Below are 26,514 nucleotides of genomic sequence, written 5' to 3'. Positions count from 1 at the left end.
ATGCCCGTCCGCGCGCCGCCGGCGGTCTCCAGGACGTCCGCGAGGCCCGCCACGGTCGGCGTCTCGAACAGCCGCCGCATGGGCAGCTCGACGTCGAGCGTCGACCGGATCCGGCTCATCAGCCGCAGCGCCATCAGCGAGTGCCCGCCGCGCTGGAAGAAGTCGTCGTCGATGGACACCTTCGGCAGGCCCAGCACCTCGGCGAACAGCCCGCACAGGATCTCCTCGCGGGGGGACCTGGGCTCGCGTCCGGCCTTCACCATGCCGAACTCGGGCTCGGGCAGCGCCTTGCGGTCGATCTTTCCGTTGGGGGTCAGCGGCAGCTCGTCCAGCATGACGAACGCCGACGGCACCATGTAGGGCGGGAGCGCGGCGCCGAGGTGGCGGCGCAGGTCCTGCTCGTCCACGGACTCCTCCGGGACGACGTAGGCGACGAGGCGCGCGGCGCCCACCGCGTCCTCCCGCGCGACCACGACGACGCGGGAGACCTGCGGGTGGGTGGCGAGGACGGTTTCGATCTCGCCGAGTTCGATCCGGAACCCGCGGATCTTGACCTGGTGGTCGAGACGTCCGAGGTACTCCAGTTCGCCGTCGCTGGTCCAGCGGGCGAGGTCCCCGGTGCGGTACATGCGCGTCCCGGCGGCCCCGAACGGGCACGCCACGAAACGCTCAGCCGACAGTGCCGGACGATTCAGATAGCCGTGCGCCAGACCATCACCCGCGATGTACAGCTCACCCGCGACACCAGGCGCGACCGGCGACAGGCCCGCGTCCAGCACGTAGACCTGGGTGTTGCCGATCGGACGACCGATCGAGAAGTCCGAGGACTCGACCTCGTCAGCCGTCGACCAGATCGTCGTCTCCGTCGGCCCATACAAGTTCGTCACCGAACGCCCGGCCTTGGCCAACTGACCGGCGAGATCGGAAGGCAGCGCCTCACCACCCACCAGCACCCGGACATCGGAGAACGCCGAGACATCGTGCTCGACCAGCGCACGCCACAACCCCGGCGTCGCCTGCAACGCCGTCACACCGTGGCGGGCGACCAACTCCACCAACTCACCAGGGTCAGCAGCCTGGTCGCCGGTCGCCAGCACCACACCCGCACCCGTGACCAGCGGCAGGAACAACTCCAAGCCCGCGATATCGAACCCGACCGTCGTCACCGCCAGGAGCCGATCCCCGGCGTCCAGACCGAACCGGTCCTGCATCGAGGAAAGGAAGTTCGTCAACGCCCCATGCGGAATCACCACACCCTTAGGGCGGCCCGTCGAACCCGACGTGAAGATCACGTAGGCGGGCTGTGCGGCGTTGATCTCCGGCAGCGCGACGTCCGCCGCCTCGTGGGACTCCGCCATCGACAGATGCGCAACGCCCGGGACCGCGTCGCGGGTCGAGTCGTCCACCAAGGCGAGTACGGGCGAGGCGTCCTCGATCATGAACGCGATCCGGTCCGCCGGATACGAGGTGTCGATCGGAACGAACGCCGCACCCGACCGCATCACCGCCAACAACCCGACGACCAACTCCACCGAACGCGGCAACGCCACCGCCACCAGGTCGCCAGCACCCACACCCCGACCCACCAGGACACGAGCCAGCGCGTCCACCCGCGCGTTCAACTCCGCATACGACAGCTCCACGCCATCGCACACCAACGCCACACCATCGCCGCGTCCCGCCAACAAGGACGGCACCGAACCGGGCGCAACATCCAAAGCCGTCGCGTTCCAGGCCGACACAACCCGCTCGCGCTCAGCCGCGCCCAGGACGTCGATCTTCGACACGCGGAGTTCGGGCGCCTCGGCGACCGCCGCGAGGACGCGGCGGAACCGCTCGACCAGCGTCTCGGCGGACGACCGCTCGAACAGGTCGGTGCTGTACACGCAGGCACCCGCGAGCCCGAGGGGCTTGCCGGAGGCGTCGAAGCGCTCCTCCAGGCTGAACGACAGGTCGAAGCGCGCGGTGCCGGTCTCGGCGGCGTGCGCGGCGACGGTGAGCCCGCCGAGCCGGGACGCGGCGTTCTCGGCGGCCGAGCGGTCGTTGTTGTTCCAGGTCAGCATCGTCTGGAACAGCGGGTGCCGGCCCATGGAGCGGGTCGGGTTCAGCTCCTCGACGAGCCGCTCGAACGGGGTCTCCTGGTTGGCGTAGGCGTCCAGGCTGTAGTCGCGGACGCGGTCGAGGAGGTCCAGGAACGCGGGGTCGCCCGAGAGGTCGGTGCGCATGACGAGCGTGTTGACGAACAGGCCGACGAGGTCCTCCATGGCCTCGTCGGTGCGGCCCGCGACGGGCGTGCCGATCGGGACGTCCTCGCCTCCGCCGAGCCGGTTGAGCAGCACCGCGAGCGCGGCCTGCACGACCATGTAGACGCTGGAGCGCCGCTCGCGCGCCAGGTCGTGCAGCCGGACGTGCACCTCGGCCGGGACCTGGAAGGCGAGCACGTCGCCCCGGTGGGACGGCTCGGCCGGGCGCGGGCGGTCGTAGGGCAGGTCGAGTTCCTCGGGGAGCCCGGCGAGCGCCCGCGTCCAGAAGGCGAGCTGCCCGGAGATCTCGCTCTCGGGGTCGTCGGGGGATCCGAGGACCTCCCGCTGCCAGAGCGTGTAGTCGGCGTACTGCACCGGCAGCGGCTCCCAGCCGGGCGCGCCGCCCGACAGCCGGGCCGCGTACGCGGTCATCAGGTCGCGGGCCAGCAGCGGCATGGACCAGCCGTCCCCGGCGATGTGGTGCACGAGGACGAGCAGCACGTGCTCGCCCGGCCCGGTCTCGAACAGCGTCGCGCGCAGCGGGATCTCCGCCGTGAGGTCGAAGCCGTGCCGGGCGGCCCGGCCGAGGTCGGCGTCGATCCGGTCGGGCGTGCTGCGGACCTCGGCCAGTTCCGGCTGGACGCCGTCCAGGATGACCTGTTCGGGGCCCTCGCCCTTGTCGGCGACGAGGGTCCGCAGGCTCTCGTGCCGTTCGGCGAGGTCGCCGAGGGCGGCCCGGAGCGCGGCGCGGTCCAGGGCGCCGGTCAGCCGCATCGCGGTCGGGAGGTTGTACAGCGGGCTGGGCCCCTCCAACTGATGGAGGAACCAGAGCCGCTCCTGGGCGTAGGAAAGGGGGATCATCAGCTCTCCTTGTTCCTGGGCATCCGCCGGAGTGCCGGACGGGCCTTGGCGGGACGGTCGAGCCGTCCCGCGAGCCCGGCCACGGTCGGGGCCTCGAAGAAGCCGCGAACGCTGATCTCCTGGCCCAATGTGGAGCGGATCCGGCTCACCAGCCGCAGTGCGAGCAGGGAGTGTCCGCCGAGTACGAAGAAGTCGTCGTCGATGGAGACCTTGGGCAGGCCGAGGATGTCGGCGACCAGCCCGCAGAGGATCTCCTCGCGCTCGGTGCGGGGCGCGCGGCCCTGCCCGGCGGTGCCGAGTTCCGGTTCGGGCAGCGCCTTGCGGTCGATCTTTCCGTTGGGGGTGAGCGGCAGCCCGTCCAGCTCGACGAACGCCGACGGCACCATGTAGGCGGGGAGTGTGCCGCCGAGGTGGCGGCGGAGGTCCTGCACGTCCACGGGGCCGTCCGAGGGGACGAGGTAGGCGACGAGGCGGGCGGTGCCCGCGCCGTCGTCCCGGGCGACCACCACGACCCGCGACACCCCGGGGTGCCCGGCGAGGACCGACTCGATCTCGCCCAGCTCGATCCGGAACCCGCGGATCTTGACCTGGTGGTCGACGCGGCCGAGGTACTCCAGCTCGCCCCCGGCCGTCCAGCGGACGAGGTCGCCGGTGCGGTACATCCGCTCCCCCTCGGCGCCGAACGGGCAGGCCACGAACCGCTCCGCCGACAGCGCCGGACGGTTCAGGTAGCCGCGCGCCAGCCCGTCGCCCGCGATGTACAGCTCGCCCGCGACGCCGGGGGCGACCGGCGACAGGCCCGCGTCCAGGACGTAGACCCGCGTGTTGCCGATCGGACGGCCGATCCGCGCGTCCGGGGACGTCACGTCGGCGGCCGTGGACCAGATCGTCGTCTCGGTGGGCCCGTACAGGTTCGTCACCGAGCGTCCGGCCTTCGCCAGCTCACCGGCGAGGTCGGGCGGCAGCGCCTCGCCGCCGACCAGCACCCGGACGGCGGCGAACGCCGCCGCGTCGTGCTCGACCAGCGCACGCCACAGCCCCGGCGTCGCCTGCAACGCCGTCACGTGGTGGCGGGCGACCAGCGCGGTCAGCTCGGCGGGGTCGGCGGCCTGGTCGCCGGTCGCCAGCACGACGCCCGCACCCGTGACCAGCGGCAGGAACAACTCCAGGCCCGCGATGTCGAACCCGACGGTCGTGACCGCGAGGAGCCGGTCGCCCGCGTCCAGGCCGAGGCGGTCCCGCATCGAGGACAGGAAGTTCGCCAGCGCCCGGTGCGGGACCACCACGCCCTTGGGACGGCCGGTCGACCCGGAGGTGTAGATCACGTAGGCCGGGTCCAGGTCGGCCACCTCGGGCAGCGCGACCTCGGGCGCCTCGGGGGCCTCGCCGACCACCAGCGCCGGGACGCCGGGCACCGCGTCGCGGGTCCGGGCGCCGACCAGGGCCAGCACCGGCGCCGCGTCCCGGACCATGAACGCGATCCGGTCGGCGGGGTAGGCGGTGTCGAGCGGGACGAACGCCGCCCCGGACCGCATCACCGCGAGCAGCGCCACCACCAGCTCGACCGAGCGCGGCAGCGCCACCGCGACCAGGTCGCCGGGGCCGACGCCGCGTCCGGCCAGGACCCGGGCCAGCGCGTCGACCCGGGCGTCGAGGTCGGCGTAGGACAGCTCCTCGCCGCCGCACACCAGCGCCGTCTCGCCGGGGGCGTCGGTGACGCGCTCCTCGAACCAGGCGGGCACCGAGCCGGGCGGGACGGCCGCCGCCGTGGCGTTCCAGCCCGACACGACCCGCTCGCGCTCGGCCGCGTCGAGGACGTCGACGTCCGACACGCGCAGCTCGGGGGTCTCGGCGACCGCGACCAGGACGCGCCGGAACCGCTCCACCAGCGTCTCGGCGGACGCCCGGTCGAACAGGTCGGTGCTGTAGACGCACGCTCCAGCGAGGCCCATCGGCTTGCCGGAGGCGTCGAAGCGCTCCTCCAGGCTGAACGACAGGTCGACCTTGGCGGCGCCGGTCCGGGTGCCCTCGCGGGCGGCGGACAGCCCGGAGAGCGCGTCCTCCTCCGCCTGGGCGTCGCTGCTCCAGGTCAGCATGGTCTGGAACAGCGGGTGCCGGGCCGTGGACCGCGCCGGGTTCAGCTCCTCGACGAGGCGCTCGAACGGCACGTCCTGGTTGGCGTAGGCGGCGAGGTCGACCTCCCGCGTCCGGCGGACCAGCTCGCGGAACGTCGGGTCGCCGGACAGGTCGCCGCGCAGCACGAGCGTGTTCACGAAGAACCCGATCAGGTCCTCGACGGCCGCGTCGGTGCGGCCCGCGACCGGCGTGCCGATCGGGACGTCCTCGCCCGCGCCGAGCCGGTTCAGCAGCACCGACAGCGCCGCCTGCACGACCATGAACACGCTGGCCCGGTCGTCGCGGGCGAGGTCGGTCAGCCGCGCGTGGACGCCGGCGGGGACGTCGAACGGGATCGCCCCGCCCCGGTAGGACGCCGCCGCCGGACGCGGCCGGTCGGTGGGGACCGCCAGTTCCTCCGGGAGCCCGGCGAGGGCCGTCCGCCAGTGGTCGAGCTGCCGGGAGACGAGCGCGTCGTCCTCCCCGAGCAGGTCGTGCTGCCAGAGCGTGTAGTCGGCGTACTGGACGGGCAGCGGCGCCCAGTCCGGCTCCGTCCCGGCGCGGCGGGCCGTGTAGGCGGCGGTCAGGTCGCGCGACAGCAGCCGCATGGACCAGCCGTCCCCCGCGATGTGGTGGACGAGCAGGAGCAGGACGTTCTCGCCGGGCGCCGCCTCGCACAGCCACGCGCGGAACGGGATCTCGGCCGCGAGGTCGAACCCGTGGCGGGCCGCCTCGTCGAGTTCGGCGAGGTCGTCCAGGACGGTCAGTTCCGGGGCCGTGCCGCTCGGGAGGATCACCTGGTAGGCGCCCTCGGCGTCCTCGGCGAAGACCGTCCGGAGCACCTCGTGGCGGCCGACGACGTCGGTCAGCGCCGCCTTCAGCGCCGCGCGGTCGAGGTCGCCCTCCAGCCGGACGGCGACGGGCAGGTTGTAGGTCGGGCTCGGGCCCTCCATCTGGTGCAGGAACCACAGGCGGCGCTGCGCGAACGACAGCGGCACCCGCTCCGGACGCTCCACGGCCGACACACCCGCACGGGCGCCACCGGCCGACGCCAGCACGGCGGACAGCCCCGCGACCGTCGGCGACCGGAACACCTCCCGGACCTCCAGTTCCACGCCCAGCACCGACCGCACCCGGCTGACCAGCCGCGTCGCCAGCAGCGAGTGGCCGCCCAGCGCGAAGAAGTCGTCGTCGACGGAGACGGCGGGCACGCCGAGCAGTTCGGCGAAGACGCCGCAGAGGATCTCCTCCTGCGGGGAGCGCGGACGGCGCCCGTCGCGGGAGCCGGCCGGGCCGGGGACGGGCAGCGCGGCCCGGTCGAGCTTGCCGTTGGGGGTCAGCGGCAGCTCGTCCAGCGCCACGAAGACCGACGGGACCATGTAGTCCGGCAGCGTCGCCGCCAGGTGGTCGCGCAGCCCCTCCGGCGCGGACGGCACCACGTACGCGACGAGCCGCTGCTCGTGGACGAGCACCGCCGCCCGCGCGACCCCCGGGTGCGCGGCGAGGACGTTCTCGATCTCGCCCGGCTCGATCCGGAACCCGCGCAGCTTGACCTGCTGGTCGGCGCGGCCGAGGTACTCCAGCTCGCCTTCGGCGTTCCAGCGGGCGAGGTCGCCCGTCCGGTACATGCGCTCACCGGCACCGCCGAACGGGCACGCGACGAACCGCTCGGCCGACAGCCCCGGACGGTTCAGGTAGCCGCGCGCCAGCGACGCGCCCGCGATGTACAGCTCACCCGTGACGCCCGGCGCCACCGGACGCAGCCCCTCGTCCAGCACGTAGACGCGCGTGTTGGCGATGGGGCGGCCGATCGGCGGGGTGGACGGCCAGTCCGCCGGGTCCTCGGGCAGAGTGGTCGCGGTGACCACGTGGGTCTCGGCGGGGCCGTAGTGGTTGTGCAGCCTGCGGCCCGGCGCCCGCGCGAACAGCTCGCGCAGCGGCGCGTTGAGCGTGAGCGCCTCGCCCGCCTGCGCGATGTGCGCCAGCGTCGGCAGGGCCTCGCCCACCTCGGCGAGCGCGTCGATGACGAGGTTCGGCGCGAACAGCTCCTCGATCCGCCGGTCGCGGATCCAGGCGGCCAGGTCCTCGGGGCTGCGGCGGGTGTCCTCGGGGCAGACGACCAGGCGCCCGCCGCCCGCCAGCGTGCCGAGGATCTCCTGCACGGAGACGTCGAAGCTCACGGCCGTGAACTGCGCGGTCGTCCCGGCGGGCACCGCGCCGCCGTGCCAGGCCAGCAGGTTCAGCAGCGAACCGGCGGGCATGACGATGCCCTTCGGGCGCCCCGTGGACCCGGACGTGTAGATCACATACGCCGGGTGCCCGGGCGCCCGCGACACGCCCTCGGGCGCGGTGGCCGGGTAGGCCGCGAGGTCCTGCTCGTCCAGCCGCAGGACGGGCGCGGCGGTGCCGGGCAGCGGCACGTCCCCGGACGTCACGACCAGCGCGGGCGCGGCGTCCTCCAGCATGAACGCGATCCGGTCGGCCGGGTACCCGGGATCGACCGGCAGGTACGCGGCGCCGGCCTTCAGCACCGCGAGCAGCGCGACGGCCAGCTCCGGCGAGCGCGGCAGCGCGACCGCGACGAAGCGCTCCGGCCCGGCGCCGCGTCCGATCAGCAGGTGCGCGAGCCGGTCGGCGCGCGCGTCCAGCTCGGCGTAGGTCAGCGAGGAGTCGCCGTCCTCGACGGCGACGGCGTCCGGGGTGGCGGCGGCGTGCCGCTCGACCAGCCCGGCGAGCGAGCCGGCGGGCGAACCGGCGGGCACCGCGCCGGCGGTGTCGTTCCAGTCGAGCAGGACGCGGCGCCGCTCGTCCTCGGCCAGCACGTCGAGGTCGCCGATCCGGCGGGACGGGTCGTCCGCGACGGCGGCGAGCAGCCGCAGCAGGCGGCCGGTGAGCGCCTCGGCCGTGCCGTGCTCGAACAGGTCGGCGCTGTACTCCACGGCGCCGGTCAGCCCGGCCGGGGCCCCGGCCTCGTCGTGCAGGTCGACCAGCGCGAACATCAGGTCGAAGCGGGCCACGCCCGCGCCGACCGGCGTCCCGGCGATGCTCAGCCGGGGCAGCTCGGTGGCGCCCTGCGGCGCGGCGCTCTGGTCGTTGTTGTTGAAGGCCAGCATGACCTGGAACAGCGGGTGCCGCGCCATCGACCGGACGGGGTTGAGCACCTCCACGAGCCGCTCGAACGGGACGTCCTGGTGCGCGTAGGCGGCCAGGTCGGCCTCGCGGACGCGGTCGAGGAGGTCGGCGAAGCTCGGGTCGCCCGCCGTGTCGGTGCGCAGCACGAGCGTGTTGACGAAGAACCCGACGAGGTCGTCGAGGGCCTCGTCGGCGCGTCCGGCGACGGGCGCGCCGATCGGCAGGTCGGTGCCCGCGCCCATCCTGGTGAGCAGCGCCGCGACGGCGGCGTGCACGACCATGAACACGCTGGCGTTGCGCTCCCTGGCGAGCGCGGCGAGCCGGGCGTGCACCTCGGCGGGGACGTCGAAGCGCACCCGGCCGCCCCGGTGGGACGCCTCGGCGGGGCGCGGCCGGTCGGCGGGCAGCGCCAGCTCCTCGGGGATCCCGGCGAGGTTCTCGCCCCAGAAGGCGAGCTGCCGGGAGATCGGGCTGCCGGGGTCGGTCTCGGAGCCGAGGCTCTCGCCCTGCCAGAGGGTGTAGTCGGCGTACTGGACGGGCAGCGGCGTCCACACCGGCGCGGCGCCGGCGCGGCGGGCCGCGAACGCGGTGGTCAGGTCGCGGGCCAGCAGCGGCATCGACCAGCCGTCGCTGGAGATGTGGTGCACGAGGACGAGCAGCACGTGCTCCCGCGGGCCGAGCTCGAACAGCCACACCCGCGCGGGGATCTCGGCGGCGAGGTCGAAGGGGTGCCGGGCGGCGCGTCCGAGCGCGTCGTCCAGCTCGTCCTCGGTGACCTTCCGGACGACCGGGCGGAGCCGGGCCCGCTCGGGCGACAGCACCTTCTGGTAGGGGCCGTCGTCGTCCTCGGCGAAGACGGTCCGGAGGCTCTCGTGCCGGACGGCGACGTCGTCGAGCGCGGCGAACAGCGCGTCGCGGTCCAGGTCGCCGGTCAGCCGCAGCGCCGCCGGGATGTTGTAGGCGGGGCTCGGCCCCTCCAGCTTGCCGAGGAACCACAGCCGCCGCTGCGCGTAGGAGAGCGGGACGCGGTCCGGGCGCGGCCCGGCGACCAGGCGCGGCCGGTCCTCGCCCGCGCCGTCCAGCGCGGCGGCGAGGCCGGACACCGTCGGCGTCTGGAACACCTGGCGGATCGCGAGATCCCCGCCGAACGCCTTCCGGACGCGGCTGACCAGCCGGATCGCCAGCAGCGAGTGCCCGCCGAGCGCGAAGAAGTCGTCGTCGGGGCCGACCTGCGGGACGCCGAGGACGTCGGCGAACAGCCCGCACAGGATCTCCTCGCGCGGGCTGCGCGGCCGCCGCCCCGCCTCGCCCGCGAGGTCCTCGGGGGCGGGCAGCGCGGCGCGGTCGAGCTTGCCGCTCGCGTTCAGCGGCAGGTCGGCGACCGCGGCGACGACGGCGGGCGTCATGTAGTCGGGCAGGAACGCGGCGGCGTGCGCGCGCACCGCCGCCGGGTCGAGCCGCGCGCCGGAGGCGGGCACGACGTAGCCGACGAGGCGCTGGTCGCCGTGCTCGGGCTCGCGGACGACGGCGGCGGCGCGGGCCACGTCCGGGTGCCCGGTCAGCGCGGCCTCGATCTCGCCGAGCTCGATGCGGAAGCCGCGGAGCTGGACCTGGTCGTCGGCGCGGCCGAGGAAATCGATGTCCCCGTCGGCGCGGAACCGCGCGAGGTCGCCGGTGCGGTACATGCGGGTGCCGGGCGCGCCGAACGGGTCGGCGACGAACCGCTCCGCCGACAGGCCGGGCCGGTTCAGGTAGCCGCGCGCCAGCGACGCGCCCGCGACGTACAGCTCGCCGCGCACGCCGGGCGGCACCGGGCGCAGCGCCGCGTCCAGGACGTAGGCGCGGACGTTCTCGAACGGGCGGCCGATCGGGACGGGCCCGGCCGGGACCGGCGCGCCCGGCTCGATCCGGTGCTCAAGGCAGTTGACGGTCGCCTCGGTCGGCCCGTAGGCGTTGACGACCGCGACGCCTGGGTTGCGGGCGCGCCAGTCCGCCAGCGCCTCGCCGATCAGCGCCTCGCCGCCGAGCACCAGCGTGCCGGACGGCCCGGCGGTGTCGGGCAGCGCGCCGAGGATCGTCAGGTGGCTCGGCGTGGCCTTCATGAACGTGGGGCGCGGGCCGGCCGCGGCGTCCTCGTCCAGCTCGGCGAGGCGGGCGAGGCCGCCGCCGACGAGCGGGGTGTAGACGGCCGCGACCGTCATGTCGAACGCGACCGGCGAGTGGACGAGCACGGTGCCCGCCGCGCTCGGGTAGGCGTCGCGGGCGCGGCGCAGGTAGGCGCCGAGCGCCCGGTGCTCGACGACGACGCCCTTGGGGCGGCCGGTCGAGCCGGAGGTGTAGATCGTGTAGGCGGCCTGGCCGGGCGGGACGTCCCGCCCGAGGTCGGTGTCGGCCAGCGCGTCGAGCAGCGCGGTGGTCCCGGGGGTGTCGAGGCGCAGCACCTCGACCCCGGCCGGGGCGTCCTCGCCGGTGGTGATCACCAGCCCGGGGCGCGCGTCCTCCAGCATGAACGCGACCCGGTCGGCCGGATAGCCGGGGTCGACCGGCAGGTACGCGGCCCCGGCCTTCATCACCGCGAGCTGCGCGACGACGAGGCCCACCGAGCGCCGCATGGCCAAGGCCACGAACCGCTCCGGCCCGGCGCCGCGGTCGGCGAGGAGGCGGGCGAGCCGGTTGGCGAGGGCGTTCAGCTCGGCGTAGGTGAGCGTGACCGACGCGTCCATGACGGCGGGCGCGTCCGGGGTGCGGCGGACCTGCTCCTCGAACATCGTCACGACCGACGGCGCCACGACGGAGTCGTCGTCCGGCACCGGGAGGGGCGCGGGCAGGAGGCGGTGGCGCTCGTCGGGGGTGAGCACGTCGACACGGCCCACCTTCAGGCCCGGGTCGGCGGTCACCGCCGCGAGCACCTGGACGAAGCGCCGCGCGAGCGCCTCGACGGTCTCCCGGTCGAACAGGTCGGTGCTGTAGACGAGCGCGGCCGACAGGCCGTCGGGCGCGCCGTCCTCGGCGTGCCGCTCCTCGACGGCCAGCGACAGGTCGAACCGGGCGATGCCGGTGCCGACCGGGTTGCCGGTGACGGTCAGCCCGGCGAGCCGCGCGACCGAGTCCGACGCCGAGCGCCAGTCGTTGTTGTTGAAGGCGAGCGCGACCTGGTAGAGCGGGTGCCGCGACATCGAGCGCGCCGGGTTGAGCACCTCGACCATGCGCTCGAACGGGACGTCCTGGTTGGCGTAGGCGGCGAGGTCGTTCTCGCGGACCCGCGCGACCAGCTCGCGGAACGTCGGGTCGCCCGACAGGTCCGCGCGCAGCACCAGGTTGTTGAGGAAGAACCCGACGAGGTCCTCGACGGCCTCGTCGGTGCGGCCCGCGATGGGCGTGCCGATCGGCACGTCCGTCCCGGCGCCCATGCGCGACAGCAGCGTCGCGAGCGCGGCGCGCACCACCATGAACAGGCTGGCCTGGCTCTCCCGGGCGAGGCCGAGCAGCGCGCGGTGCAGGTCGCCGGGGACGTCGAAGGAGACCGTGCCGCCCTCGTGGGACGAGACGGCCGGGCGCGGCCGGTCGAACGGCAGCGCCAGCTCCTCGGGCAGCCCGGCGAGGGACTCCTCCCAGAACGCGAGCTGCCGGGAGATGGGGCTGTCGGGGTCGTCCTCGGAGCCGAGGACGCGGCGCTGCCAGAGCGCGTAGTCGGCGTACTGCACCGGCAGCGGCGCCCAGTTCGGCAGGCGGCCCGCGACCCGCGCCTCGTAGGCGAGGGTCAGGTCGCGGACGAGCAGCGGCATCGACCAGCCGTCACCCGCGATGTGGTGGACGACGAACAGCAGTACGTGTTCGTCGGGGGCCGTGCGCAGCAGCCACACGCGCAGCGGCGGCTCCGCCGACAGGTCGAACCCGGAGCGGACGGCCTCGCCGAGCCGCTCCTGGAGGCGCTCCTCCGGGACGTCCTCGATGACGGGCTCCGGGCCGGAACCGGCGGGGAGGATCACCTGGCGGGGGCCGTCGGCGTCCTCGGCGAAGACCGTCCGGAGGCTCTCGTGCCGGTCGGTGACGTCGGCGAGCGCGGCGCGGAACGCCGCGTGGTCCAGCGGCCCGCCGAGGCGGAGCGCCGCCGGGATGTTGTAGGTCGGGCTGGGGCCGTCGAGCTGGTTGAGGAACCACAGCCGCCGCTGCGCGAACGACAGCGGCACCCGCTCGGGACGCTCGGCCCGGGTCAGCGGCTCGCGGCCGCCGCCGTCGACACCGCCGATGGCCGCCGCCAGCGACGCCACCGTCGGCGTCTCGAACACCTGGCGGATCGCCAGCTCGACGTTCAGCGTCGAGCGGACGCGGCTGACCAGCCGGATCGCCAGCAGCGAGTGCCCGCCGACCTCGAAGAAGTCGTCGTCCACGCCGATCCGGGCGAGGCCGAGCACGTCGGCGAACAGCCCGCACAGGATCTCCTCCTGCGGGGTGCGCGGGGGACGTCCGGTGGCGCGGGGCGCGTCGTCCTCGGGGGCGGGCAGCGCCGCGCGGTCGAGCTTGCCGTTCGGGGTCAGCGGCAGCTCGTCGAGCGTGACGACCGCCGAGGGGACCATCGGCTCGGGCAGCGACCGGGCCGCGTGCTCGCGCAGCTCCGCCGCGTCGGGGCGGGCGTCCCCGGCGGGCACGACGTAGGCGGCCAGGCGCGGGTCGCCGGGCTCGTCCTCGCGGACGACCACGACGGCGCGCGCGACGCCGGGGTGCGCGGCGAGCGCCGCCTCGATCTCGCCGGGCTCGATCCGGTGGCCGCGCACCTTGACCTGGTGGTCGGCGCGTCCGGCGAACTCCAGGTCGCCGTCCACGCGGACGCGGGCGAGGTCGCCGGTCCGGTACATGCGGGCGCCGGGCGGGCCGTAGGGGTCGGCGGTGAACCGCTCGGCGGTCAGCGCCGCCCGGTTCAGGTAGCCGCGCGCGAGGGCGGCGCCGCCGATGTACAGCTCGCCCGCGACGCCGGGCGGGACGGGCCGCAGCCCGGCGTCCAGCACGTAGGCGCGGACGTAGGAGAACGGCCGCCCGATCGGGACCGCGCCGTCCGGGGTCGGGGCGCCCGGGTCGAGCCGGTGGTCGAGGCAGTTCACGGTCGCCTCGGTCGGCCCGTAGGCGTTGTAGACGGTGGCGCCGGGGTGCCGGGACCGCCAGCCCTCCAGCACCTCGCCCGACAGCGCCTCGCCGCCGAGGATCAGCGTCCCGGTCGGGGAGATCTCGTCGGGCAGCGAGCCGAGGATCGTCAGGTGGCTCGGGGTGGCCTTCATGAACGCCGTCCCGGCCGGGGCGTTCTCGTCCAGCTCGGCGAGGTGGACGTGGCCGCCGCCGACGAGCGGCGTGTACAGCGCGGTCACGGTCAGGTCGAACGCGACCGGCGAGTGGACCAGCGCCGACTCCCGCGTGCTCGGGTAGGTGTCGCGGGCCCGCCGCAGGTACGCGCCGACGGACCGGTGCTCGACCACGACGCCCTTGGGACGGCCGGTCGAGCCCGAGGTGTAGATCAGGTAGGCGGGGTGCCGGTCGGAGGGCGGTGCTTCCCGGTCGGCCTCGCTGAGGTCGGCGGCGTCGCCGTCATCGGTGATCAGGTCCTCGGCGTGCAGGACGGGCGCGTCCACCGGCGGCAGCTCGGCGGCCGGTTCACGGGTGGTGAGCACCAGCGCGGGCGCGGCGTCCGCGAGCATGTAGCCGATGCGGTCGGACGGGTAGGCCGGGTCGACCGGCAGGTACGCGGCACCGGCCTTGACGGTCGCGAGCATCGCCACGACCAGGTCGGCGGAGCGCGGCATGGCCAGCGCGACGAACCGCTCCGGCCCGGCGCCCAGCCCGACCAGCCGCCGGGCGAGGCGGTTGGCGCGGGCGTTCAGCTCCGCGTAGGTGAGCGTCGTGTCCCCGGCCGTCAGCGCGGGCGCGTCCGGCGTGCGGGCGGCCTGCTCCTGGAACAGCTCGACCAGCGTCGCGCCGGTCTCCTCCTCGCGCTCGGCCGGACGCAGCAGCCGCGCCCGCTCGTCCGGCGCGAGGACGTCGACGGCGCCGACCCGCAGGTTCGGCTCGGCGACCATCGTGTCCAGGACGCGCAGCACCCGGTCGGCGACGGCCTCGGCCTGCGCGCGGTCGAACAGCTCCGGCTGGTAGAACAGCCGGAAGCGCAGCGCCTCCTGCGGCAGCGCGCACAGGCTCAGCGCGAAGTGGTTGGCGGACACGGCCTTCGGGCTGGCGAAGCGCGGGCCGTCCTCGGCCTGCTCGCTCGCGGCCTCGAAGCGTTCGAGCGGGAAGTTCTCGAAGACCACCGAGGTGTCGAACAGCTCGCCGTGCCCGGACGCGCGCTGGATGTCGGCGAGGCCCAGGTAGGGGTGGTCGCGCAGCGGGTGCTGCTCCTTCTGGAGCCGCATCAGCATCTGCGGCAGCGTCTCGGACTCCTCCAGCCGCAGCCGCTGCGGCAGCGTGTTGATGAACAGCCCGACCATCGACTCGACGCCGGGCACCTCCGGCGGGCGGCCCGACACCGTCGCGCCGAACACGACGTCGGAGCGCCCGGTCATCCGGCTCAGCACGATCGCCCAGGCGCCCTGCACGAGGGTGTTCAGCGTCAGCCCGAGGGCGCGGGCCCGCTCCGACAGCGCGGCCGACGCGCGCTCGGACAGCCCGAACTCCAGCCGCTCGGGGGTGACGGGCGCGTAGCCGGGGCCGGGCGAGGCGGCGAGCGTCGGGCCCTCCAGCCCGGCGAGGGCCTGCCGCCACACGTTCTCGGCGGCGGCGGTGTCCTGCGCGGTCAGCCAGCGCAGGTAGTCCCGGTAGGGGCGGACGGGCGGCAGCGTGTCGCCACGCCCGAGGTAGAACGCCAGCAGCTCGCGGATCACGATCGGCAGCGACCAGCCGTCCATGACGGTGTGGTGGATGGAGACCATCAGCCGGTGCCGCTCGTCCTCCAGCCTCAGCATCGTGAACCGCACCAGCGGCGGGCGGGAGATGTCGAAGCGCTTCGCGCGGTCGTCGGCGGCGAGCCGCTCGGCCTCGGCGTCGCGCTCGGCGGCGGGCAGGCCGGACAGGTCCACGTCGGTCCAGGGCAGCGCGACCTTGCGCGCGACGAGCTGCGCCCACTCGCCCGACTTGCGCTGCCGGAACGCGACCCGCAGCGTCGCGTGCCGCTCCAGCAGCCTGCGCGCCGCGTCCTTGGCGGTCTCGACGTCCAGCTCGCCGGTCAGGTCGAAGGAGAGCTGGACGGTGTAGACGTCGGTGGCGTCCTCGTCGTAGAAGCTGTGGAACAGCAGCCCCTCCTGCAACGGGGAGAGGGGCAGGATGTCCTCGATGATCCGCTGCTGCTGACTCACTCCCACGTCCCCCACTCGGCTTCCAGACTCTCTTCGAACTCTTCGATCTCGCTCTGGCTGATGGTGTCCAGCACCACGTCGGACGGCGTCAGCCCGCCCGCGCCCGACCGCGCCGCCGCCTCGGCCAGGCTCCGCAGGGCGGCGAACCAGCCCTCGGCCATCGCGCGGACGCGGGCCTCGCCGATCACCCCGGTCGCCCACGTCCAGCCGGCGACCAGCTCGGGGCCGTGCGCGCCGTCCTGGGTGAGCGCGTTGACCTCCACGACGTGCGCGAGGGGCGCGGCGCCGTCCTCGGCGGGCGCGAGCCCGGCCGCCTCCGGCACCACCGACCAGTCGGTCTCCTCCGCGCCGACCGCGAACCGGCCGAGGTAGTTGAACCCCACGGGCGGCTCGGGCAGGCCGGCGAGGGCCTCGGCCGTGCCGGGGTTGAGGTAGCGCAGCATCCCGTAGCCGATCCCCTGGTCGGGGATCTCCCGGAGGCGCTCCTTGATCCGTTTGAGCGCCGCGTCCGGGTCGGTGCCGCCGGGGTCCAGCCGCACCGGGTACATGCTGGTGAACCATCCCGCGGTGCGGGACAGGTCGGCGCCCGCCACCTGCTCCTGCCGCCCGTGGCCCTCCAGGTCGAGGAGCACCCCGTCCGGCCCGCCGGGCATGGCGAGCGCGAACGCGGTCAGCAGGACGTCGTTGACGCCCGCGTTGTAGGTGGCCGGGACGCGGGTGAGCACGGCCTCGGTGACGTCGGCGGGCAGCGTCAGCGACAGGTGCCCGGCGGTCGCGTGGGTGTCGCGTTCCGGGTCGAGCGGGCGGTCGCCGAGCGGCGGCGCGGGCGGCTCCAGCACGCGCCTCCACAGCGCGGCCTCGGCGGCCCGCGACGGCTCCAGCGCGGCCTCGGCCAGCCGGCGCGCCCACGTGCGGAACGACGTGCCGACCGGCTCCAGCGCCGGGACGTCCCCGTTCGCGGCGGCCCGGCACGCCTCGGCGAGGTCGGGGCCGAGGATCCGCCAGGAGACGCCGTCCACGGCGAGGTGGTGCACGGTCAGCAGCAGCCGCCCCTGCACGTCGGGACCCTGGTCGAACCAGACCGCCTGGACGACGACGCCCGAGCCCGGGTCGAGCCGGTCGCGGGCGGCGAGCGCGTGCGGCCGCATCGCCTCGGTGCCGGCCGTCGTGGCCTCGACGCGGCGCAGGCAGTCGGCGGCCTTGACCGCGCCCGGCCCCTCGATGACGGGGTCGCCGTCGGCGCCGAGGCGCAGGCGCAGGACGTCGTGGTGGTCGAGCAGCGCCTGCACGGCGGCGAGGAGGTGCTCGTGCCGGAGCCCGGCGGGCGTCCGCAGCACCATCGACTGGTGGAACCCGTCGATGGGCCCGCCGCGCCGGGCGAGCCAGCGCATGATCGGGGTGGCGGGCAGCGGGCCGACGCCCGCGCCGGGCGCCTCGCCCCCGGCGCCGTCCGCCGTGGTGACGGTCCGCGCGAGCGCGGCGACGGTCTTGTGCTCGAAGACGTCCCTGGGCGACATCACCAGCCCGGCCCGGCGCGCCCGGCTGACGAGCTGGATCGAGGAGATGCTGTCGCCGCCGAGGTCGAAGAACCCCTGGTCGACGCCGACCCGCTCCAGCCCCAGCACCTCGGCGAACAGCCCGCACAGCAGCTCCTCGCGGGGCGTGCCGGGCTCGGCGGCGGCCGTCCGCTCGGGCGGCGGGGGCGCGGGCAGCGCGCGCCGGTCGAGCTTGCCGTTCGCGGTGCGCGGCAGCGCCTCCAGCGGGACGAACGCGGCGGGCACCATGTAGTCGGGCAGCGTCCGCCCGAGGTGCTCGCGCAGCTCGTCGGCCGGGACGCCCGGGACGACGTAGGCGACGAGGCGCCCCTCGCGGGCGAGCACGGCGCACTGGGCGACGGCGGGGTGCGCGGCGAGCGCGGTCTCGATCTCGCCGGTCTCGATCCGCAGGCCCCGGATCTTGACCTGGTCGTCGGCGCGTCCGGCGTAGTCGAGCGTGCCGTCGGGGCGGTGGCGGACGAGGTCGCCCGTCCGGTACATGCGCGCGCCGGGGCCGCCGAACGGGTCGGCGACGAACCGCTCCGCCGTCAGGCCCGGCCGGTTCAGGTAGCCGCGCGCCAGGCCGGGCCCCGCGACGTACAGCTCGCCGGGGACGCCGGGCGGGACGGGCCGCAGCCCCTCGTCCAGTACGTAGAGGCGGGTGTTGGCGATCGGGCGGCCGATCGGCGGCAGGCCCTCACCGGTCAGCCGGCCGCTCATCGTCGCGGCGACCGTGACCTCGGTCGGGCCGTAGGCGTTGATCATCGTCCGGCCGGCGGACCAGCGGGCGACCAGCTCGGCCGAGCACGCCTCGCCGCCGACCACCAGCACGCGGAAGTCGGGCAGGTCGGTGGCGGGGACGCTGCCGAGCACGGTCGGCGGGATCAGCGCGTGCGTCACCCCGTGGGTGGCCAGCACGTCGGCGAGGTCGTCGCCGACGACCGGTCCGTCGGGCGCGATCACGAGCGCGGCGCCGTTCGGGAGCGCCATCAGCAGCTCCATCACCGACGCGTCGAAGCTCGGCGAGGCGAACTGGAGGACGCGGTCGCCCGGCCCCGCGCCGAGCGTGTCCGCCTCGGCGGCGGTGAGGCTCGGGATGCCCGCGTGCGAGAGCACGACGCCCTTCGGACGTCCCGTCGACCCGGAGGTGTAGATGACGTAGGCGGGGTGCGCGGCCCGCAGCGGCGCGAGCCGCTCGGCGTCGGTGACGTCGGTTTCGTCACCGGGGACATCAAGCTCCTCCGGGCGCAGAACCGGGGCGGCGCCGGACGGGACGTCGCGGTCCGCGACGACCAGCGCGGGCGCGGAGTCCTCCAGCATGAACGCGATCCGGTCGGCCGGGTAGGCGGGGTCGACCGGCAGGTACGCGCCGCCCGCCTTGACCGCGGCGAGCGCGGTCACGACCTGCTCGACCGAGCGGGGCAGGACGAGCGCGACGATCCGCTCGGGCCCGACGCCGAGCCCGATCAGCCGCCGCGCGACCCGGTTCGCCCGCGCGTTCAGCTCCGCGTAGGTCAGCGTCCCGGACGCGGAGATGACCGCCAGGTCATCGGGCGCCGACGCGACCCGGGCCTCCAGCAGCTCGGGCAGCGTCGCCGCCGGGACGGGCGTGGCGGTGTCGTTCCAGGTCACGAGCGCCTTCTCGCGCTCGGCCGGGGTCAGCACGTCCAGCGTCCCGACCGGCGCGGAGGGGTCCCGCACGGCCGCCGCCAGCAGCGCGACCAGCCGGGCCGCCATCGACCCGGCCGTCGCCGCGTCGTACAGGTCGGTCGCGAACTGCACGGACCCCGCGAGCCCGCCCGGCCCCTCGCTGAAGGAGAACACCAGGTCGAACTTGGCGACGTCGAGGTCGGTGGGCTCCCGCTCGGCGGCGAGGTCGCCGAACCGCTCGGGGGCGCCGCCCGTCCCGTCGTTGTCGAAGGCCAGCACGACCTGGAACAGCGGGTGCCGGGCGGTGGAGCGGGCCGGGTTGAGTAGCTCCACCAGCCGCTCGAACGGGACGTCCTGGTGGGTGTAGACCTCCAGGTTCCGTTCCCGGACGCGCTCGACCAGCTCGGCGAACGTCGGGTCCCCCGAGGTGTCGGTGCGCAGCACGAGCGTGTTGACGAAGAACCCCGCGAGGTCTTCGAGCGCGCGGTCGCCGCGTCCGGCGACGGGCGTGCCGATCGGGACGTCGGTGCCCGCGCCGAGCCGGGTCAGCAGCAGGCCCAGCGCGGCCTGCACGACCATGAACGTGCTGGCCCGGTGTCGCCGCGCGAGGCCCGCGAGGCGGGCGTGGACGTCGGCCGGGACGTCGAAGGCGATCGTGTCGCCGCGCTGCGACGCGGTCGCGGGACGCGGCCGGTCGGTCGGCAGCTCCAGCTCCTCGGGCAGGCCCGCGAGCGCGTCCTCCCAGTAGGCGAGCTGGCGGGAGACGACGCTGCCCGGGTCGTCCTCGGAGCCGAGGGTGTCGCGCTGCCAGAGCGTGTAGTCGGCGTACTGGACCGGCAGCGGCTCCCAGCCCGGGGCCGCGCCGGCGCGGCGCGCGGTGTAGGCGGCGGCGAGGTCGCGGGCGAGGACGGGCAGCGACCAGCCGTCCCCCGCGATGTGGTGGACGAGCAGCAGCAGCACGTGCCGGTCGCCGCCCAGCTCGAACAGCCAGGCGCGCAGCGGGATCTCGGCGCCGATGTCGAACGCGTGCCGCGCGGCGGCGCTCAGCTCGCCGGGCAGCCGCCCCTCGCTGGTGCGGACGCGGACCAGCTCGGGGCGCGCCTCGTCCAGGACCCGCTGGTAGGGGGTGCCGTCCTCGTCGGCGATCACCGTGCGGAGCACCTCGTGCCGCGCGACCAGGTCGTGCAGGGCGGCCTGGAGCGCCGCCGCGTCCAGCCCGCCGGTGAGGCGGAGCGCGGCGGGCAGGTTGTAGGTCGGGCTCGGGCCCTCGAACCGGTCGAGGAACCACAGCCGCCGCTGCGCGAACGACAGCGGGATCCGGTCGGGACGCGGCCCGGCGGCGAGCGTTCCGGTGGCGGGTGCGGCCGGTTCGAGCAGGTCGACCAGGTCCGCGATCCGGGGCGCCTCGAACAGGCGCCGGACGGGCAGGTCGACGCCGAGCGCGGAGCGGATCCGCCCCGCCAGGCGCGTGGCGAGCAGCGAGTGCCCGCCCAGCTCGAAGAAGTCGTCGTCGATGCCGACCTCGGGGACGCCGAGCACGTCGGCGTAGATCGCGCAGAGCGCCTCCTCGCGCGGGGTGCGCGGGGCGCGCCCGGCGGGCCGCGCGGCGCGCTCGGGGACGGGCAGCGCCCGCCGGTCGAGCTTGCCGTTGGCGGTCAGCGGCAGCGCGTCCAGCACGACGAACGCGGCGGGGACCATGTAGCCGGGCAGGTCGGCGGCGAGCCGCTCGCGGACCGCCTCCACCAGGCCCTCCGCCGCTCCGTCCGGGACGAGGTAGGCGTCCATGCGGAGGTCGCCGTGCGCGTCGTCGCGGACGACCACGGCGGCCTCGCCGACCCCGGGGCAGCCGACCAGCGCGGACTCGACCTCGCCCAGCTCGATCCGGAACCCGCGGATCTTCACCTGGTCGTCGGCGCGGCCGAGGTACTCCAGCTCGCCGTCCGCCGTCCAGCGGGCGACGTCGCCGGTGCGGTACATCCGCGTCCCGGCGGGGCCGTAGGGGTCGGCGACGAACCGCTCCGCCGTCAGGCCGAGCCGGTTCAGGTAGCCGCGCGCCAGGCCGCCGCCCGCGACGTACAGCTCCCCGGCGACGCCCGGCGGGACCGGCTGGAGCGCCGCGTCCAGCACGTAGGCGGCGAGGTCGCGGAGCGGGCGGCCGATCAGGCTGCGGGACCGCCCGGCGGACGCGGCGTCCAGCGGCCGGTAGGTGACGTGGACGGTCGTCTCGGTGATCCCGTACATGTTCACCAGGCGGGTGCGCTCGCCGTGCCGCGCGTACCAGCCCGAGAGCCGGGACGGGTCGAGCGCCTCCCCGCCGAACACCACGTACCGCAGCGCGGGCAGGCCGGCGCCCTCGGCCGCGTCGGCGGAGATGAGCTGGTAGAACGCCGACGGCGTCTGGTTCAGCACCGTGACGCGCTCGCGGGCCAGCAGGTCGAGGAACTCCTCGGGCGCGCGGGTCACCGACTGCGGGACGACGACGAGCCTCCCGCCGTGGGCGAGCGCGCCCCACAGCTCCCAGACCGAGAAGTCGAAGGCGTAGGAGTGGAAGAGCGTCCAGGCGTCGTCCGGGCCGAACCCGAAGTCGCCGTCGGTGGCGGCCATCAGCCGCACCACGTTGCGGTGGGTGACCGGCACGCCCTTCGGACGGCCCGTCGACCCGGAGGTGTAGATGACGTAGGCCGGGTGGTCGGGGTCGCGCGCGACGCCGGTGAGGTCGGCGGGGTCGTGGGCGGCGAGCGCGGGATCGTCGACGAGGACGCGCGGCACGTCCGTCTCGGTGCCGCCGCTGGTGATCACCAGTTCGGGCGCCGCGTCGTCGAGCATGAACGCGATGCGCGCGGCCGGGTAGCCGGGGTCGATCGGGATGTAGGCCGCGCCCGACTTCAGCACCGCCAGCAGCGCGACGACCAGGTCGGGCGTGCGGGGCAGCGCGACGGCGACGAAGCGCTCCGGGCCCGCGCCGCGCCCGACCAGGTGCCGGGCGAGGCGGTTGGCGCGCGCGTTCAGCTCCCCGTAGGTGAGGGCGTCGTGGCCCGGCGCCGACACGGCGACGGCGTCCGGGGCCTGGGCGGCCCGGGTCTCGAACAGGCCGACGAGTGTGTCGGCCGTGTCGAGCCGCTCCCACGGCGCGGTCGCGGCCTCCCGCTCGGCCTCGTCGAGGATGTCCAGGCTCCCGACGGGCGCGGCGGGGTCCTCGGCGGCGGCGCCCAGCAGGCGGACGAGCCGTCCGGCCATCGCGGCGACGGTCTCCGCGTCGTACAGCTCGGCGGCGTACTCGACCTCACCGCGCAGCCCGATCGGGGCGCCCGTGACGTCGTGCCGCTCGACCAGCGCGAACAGCAGGTCGAACTTCGCCGCGCCGGACTCGCGGGGCGCGACCGACAGCTCCAGCCCGGGGCAGCCGTCGAGCGCGGCGGGCGCCGACCCGGGGTCGACGGTCACGGCCACCTGGAACAGCGGGTGCCGGGCCATGGACCGGGCCGGGTTCAGCACCTCGACCAGCCGCTCGAACGGCACGTCCTGGTTGGCGTAGGCGGCGAGGTCGCCCTCGCGGACGCGGGTCACCAGGTCACGGAAGGCGGGGTCGCCGGACAGGTCCGTCCGCAGCACGAGCGTGTTGACGAAGAACCCGACGAGGCCCTCCAGGGCGCGGTCGTCGCGTCCCGCGATCGGCGTGCCGAGCGGGATGTCGGTGCCCGCGCCGAGCCGCGACAGCAGCGCGGCGAGCGCCGCCCGCACGACCATGAACATGCTGGACTGGGTCTCGCGGGCCAGGCCCGCCAGCCGCGCGTGCACCTCGGCGGGGACCTCGAACGCGACCGTCCCGCCGCGATGGGACGCGACCGCCGGACGCGGCCGGTCGGTCGGCAGGTCCAGCTCCTCGGGCAGCCCGGCGAGCGCCCGCTTCCAGTGGTCGAGCTGCCGCGCCTGGATGCTCTCGGGGTCGTCCTCGGTCCCGAGCGCCTCGTGCTGCCAGAGCGTGTAGTCGGCGTACTGGACGGGCAGCGGCGTCCACCGCGGCGCCGTCCCGGCGGCGCGCGCCGCGTAGGCGGTGGCGACGTCGCGGGCGAGGACGGGCAGCGACCACCCGTCCCCCGCGATGTGGTGGACGAGCAGCAGCAGGACGTGCTCGTTCGGGCTGTTCCGGGGGGTGTGGGGGGTCGTCCCCCCACGAGGGGCCGGCCCTTCCTCCAGCAGCCACGCGCGCATCGGGATCTCGTTCGCGAGGTCGAACCCGTGCCTCGCGGCGGCCTCGAACACGGCCGGATCGTCCAGGACGGTCAGCCGCGGCCGGGCCTGCTCCGAGTCGGCGGGGAGGATCACCTGGTAGGCGCCCTCGCCGTCCTCGGCGAAGACCGTCCGGAGTACTTCATGCCGGGCGACGACGTCGGTCAGCGCCGCCTTCAGCGCCGCGCGGTCGAGGTCGCCCTCCAGCCGGACGGCCACGGGCAGGTTGTAGGTCGGGCTCGGCCCTTCCATCTGGTGCAGGAACCACAGGCGGCGCTGCGCGAACGACAGCGGCACCCGCTCCGGACGAGCGACGGCCGCGACGCCCGCGCGGGCGCCGCTCGCCGAGGTCAGCACGCTCGACAGGCCCGCGACCGTCGGCGACCGGAACACCTCGCGGACCTCCAGTTCCACGCCCAGCACCGACCGCACCCGGCTGACCAGCCGCGTCGCCAGCAGCGAGTGGCCGCCCAGCGCGAAGAAGTCGTCGTCGAGGGAGACGTGCGCGACGCCGAGGACGTCGGCGAAGATCCCGCAGAGGATCTCCTCGTGGGGCGTGCGGGGGCGGCGTCCGCGCGCGTCCGCGCCGAGTTCGGGGGCGGGCAGGGCGCGGCGGTCGAGCTTGCCGTTGGGGGTCAGCGGCAGGTCGTCCAGCGCCACGAAGACCGACGGGACCATGTAGTCCGGCAGCGTCGCCGCCAGGTGGTCGCGCAGCCCGTCGGGCGCGGACGGGACCACGTACGCGACGAGGCGGTCCTCGCGGACGAGCACGGCGGCGCGCTCGACCCCGGGGTGGGAGGCCAGCGCCGCCTCGATCTCGCCCGGCTCGATCCGGAACCCGCGCAGCTTCACCTGCTGGTCGGCGCGGCCGAGGAACTCCAGCTCGCCGGCGGACGTCCAGCGCGCCAGGTCGCCCGTCCGGTACATCCGCTCGCCGGACGCCCCGAACGGGCAGGCCACGAACCGCTCGGCCGACAGCGCCGCGCGGTTCAGGTAGCCGCGCGCCAGGCCCGCGCCCGCGATGTACAGCTCACCGGCGACGCCCGGCGCCACCGGACGCAGCCCCTCGTCCAGCACGAACACGCGCGTGTTGACGATGGGACGGCCGATCGGCGGGGCACCGGGGCCCCGCAACGGCCCGCTCATCGTCGCGCAGACGGTCGACTCCGTCGGCCCGTACGCGTTGATCATCCGGCGGCCGGGCGCCCAGCGGGCCACGAGGTCGGCCGGGCACGCCTCGCCCGCCACGACCAGCACGGTGTCCGGCGGCAGCGCGTCCTCGGGCAGGACGGCGAGCGCGGACGGCGGCAGCGTCACATGCGTCACCGCGTGCGCGGCGAGCGTGTCGATCAGCGCGGTCCCGGGCAGCAGCCGCTCGGCGGGTTCGAGGACGACGCGGGCGCCCGCGAGCAGCGCCATGCACACCTCGGAGACGGCGGCGTCGAAGCTCGGCGACGCGAACTGGAGCACCCGGTCGCCGGGGCGGACGCCGAACCGCTCGATCTGCCCGGCGGCCAGGCTCGCGATGCCCCGATGGGTGACCACGACGCCCTTGGGGCGCCCCGTGGAGCCCGAGGTGTAGATGACGTAGGCGGGGCCGGCGACGTCGAGCGGCGCGAGGCGGTCGGCGTCGGTGACGTCGTCCCCGGCGTACCCGGTGAGGCCGTCGCCGGTCAGGGCGGGGTCGTCCAGGGACAGGAAGTCGATGCCCGGGTGCGGCTCGCCGGTGCCGAGCATGAGCAGCGGCGCGGCGTCCTCCAGCATGAACGCGACGCGGTCGGCCGGGTACCCGGGATCGACCGGCAGGTACGCGGCGCCCGACTTCAGCACCGCGAGCAGCGCCACGGCCTGCCCCACCGAGCGTGGCGCGCGGACGGCGACGCGCGTCTCGGGCCGGGCGCCGCGCTCGACCAGCAGCCGCGCGAGCCGGTTCGCGCGCGCGTTGAGGTCGGCGTAGGTCAGCTCGGTCGTACCGGACACGACCGCGACGGCGTCCGGGGTCGCGGCGGCCTGCCGCTCGAACAGCGCGGGGAGGTGGCCGGACGGCACGTCGCGCGCGGTGTCGTTCCAGCCGTCCAGCGCCGCCCGCTCGGACGGGGTGAGCAGGTCGAGCCGCCCGACCGGGGTCCCGGGGGCGGCGGCGAAGACCTCCAGCAGCCGGACGAGCCGGTCGGCGACGCCCCGCGCGGCGGCGGCGCCGACGGTCTCGCAACGGTGGTCGAGCCGGAACCGGTACTCCTCGCCCGGGGTCACGAGCATCCCGAGCGGGTAGTGGGTGTCGTCGCGGTGCTCGACGTCCAGCACCCGCGCTCCCCCGGCGGCGGCCATGCCGCTCAGCTCGGCGCTGTCCAGCGGGTAGTTCTCGAACACCATCGACGCGTCGAACAGCGCGCCGAGGCCCGCCTGCCGCTGGATCTCGTGGAGGCTGAGGTGCTGGTGGGCGAGCAGCGCCGCCTGCTCCCGCTGCACCCGCGCCAGCAGCCCGCCCACGGGCTCGCCGGGGCTCGTCCGCACGCGGAGCGGGAGCGTGTTGATGAACAGCCCGACCATCGACTCGACGCCGGGCAGCTCCGGCGACCGGCCCGACACCGTGACGCCGACGACGATGTCGCGGCGCCCGGTGAGCGCGCCGACGACCAGCGCGTAGGCGACCTGGACGGCGGTGTTGACGGTCACCCCGGCGGCGCGGGCCGCCTCGGTCAGCGCGGTGACGGCCGGGGCGGGGAGCGTGAACTCCAGGTGGTCCGGCGCGCTCGTGTCCGTCGCGGCGTTCGGCCCGGCGAGCAGCGTCGGCTCCTCCAGGCCGTCGAGCGCCTTGTTCCAGGCGGCCTTGGCCGCGTCCGCGTCACGCGCGGCGAGCCAGGCCAGGTAGTCGCGGTAGGGGCGGACCTTCGGCAGCGCGTCCCCGCCGCCGGTGTAGAGGGCGAGCAGCTCGCGCAGGAAGATCGCGGTGGACCAGCCGTCCCACAGGATGTGGTGGCTGGTGAGGACCAGCCGGTGCCGGTCGCCGCCGAGCCCGGCGAGCGTGAACCGCAGCAGCGGCGGCGTGCGCAGGTCGAAGCGGCGCCAGCGGTCCTCCTCTTCGATCCGGGCCAGCTCGGCGCGGCGTCCGTCCTCGTCGAGGCCCGACAGGTCGACCTCCCGCCAGGGCAGCTCGACCTCGCGCATGATCACCTGGACGGCGCGGCTGAGGCCCTCGTGCCGGAACCCGGCGCGCAGGTTCGCGTGGCGGCGCAGCAGCGCCGACGCGGCCTCCCGCATGGCGGCCGCGTCGAAGCGCCCCTCGAACTCCACCGCGAGCTGGGTGCTGTAGACGTCCGGCGCCTGCTCGTCGTAGACGTTGTGGAACAGCAGCCCCTCCTGGAGGGGGGACAGCGGGAGGATGTCCTCGATATTGCGTGCTCGACGGGTCAC

The 26,514-nt window shown here is 75.4% G+C and carries 3 protein-coding genes (1 of these 3 running past the window's edge); all 3 read right to left on the bottom strand.

Annotation, left to right across the window (positions count from 1 at the left end):
- Tightly spaced (each overlapping or abutting the next), the 3 genes in view from GNZ18_RS09520 to GNZ18_RS09510 form a layout consistent with a single transcriptional unit that may run on beyond the window.
- Positions 1–3,104: the 5' end (the start) of a non-ribosomal peptide synthetase gene (locus GNZ18_RS09520; protein WP_156215884.1), read on the bottom strand. It extends 7,093 nt beyond the left edge of the window; 3,104 of the gene's 10,197 nt are visible here — the first part of the coding sequence; its start codon is at positions 3,102–3,104; the stop codon falls past the left edge of the window.
- Positions 3,104–15,685: a non-ribosomal peptide synthetase gene (locus GNZ18_RS43070; RefSeq protein ID WP_156215883.1), complete on the bottom strand. Its 12,582-nt coding sequence runs from the start codon at positions 15,683–15,685 to the stop codon at positions 3,104–3,106. Before GNZ18_RS43070 ends, GNZ18_RS09520 begins: the two co-directional genes overlap by 1 nt.
- On the bottom strand, positions 15,682–26,514 hold the full coding sequence (locus GNZ18_RS09510) for a non-ribosomal peptide synthetase (RefSeq protein ID WP_216651219.1): 10,833 nt from the start codon (positions 26,512–26,514) through the stop codon (positions 15,682–15,684). The genes GNZ18_RS43070 and GNZ18_RS09510 overlap by 4 nt, the downstream gene beginning before the upstream one ends.

Source organism: Actinomadura litoris (genome assembly GCF_009733595.1).
GTDB classification, from domain to species: domain Bacteria; phylum Actinomycetota; class Actinomycetes; order Streptosporangiales; family Streptosporangiaceae; genus Spirillospora; species Spirillospora litoris.
The sequence above is the reverse complement of the archived record's forward strand: the minus strand, read 5'-3'. Positions and strand labels throughout refer to the sequence as shown.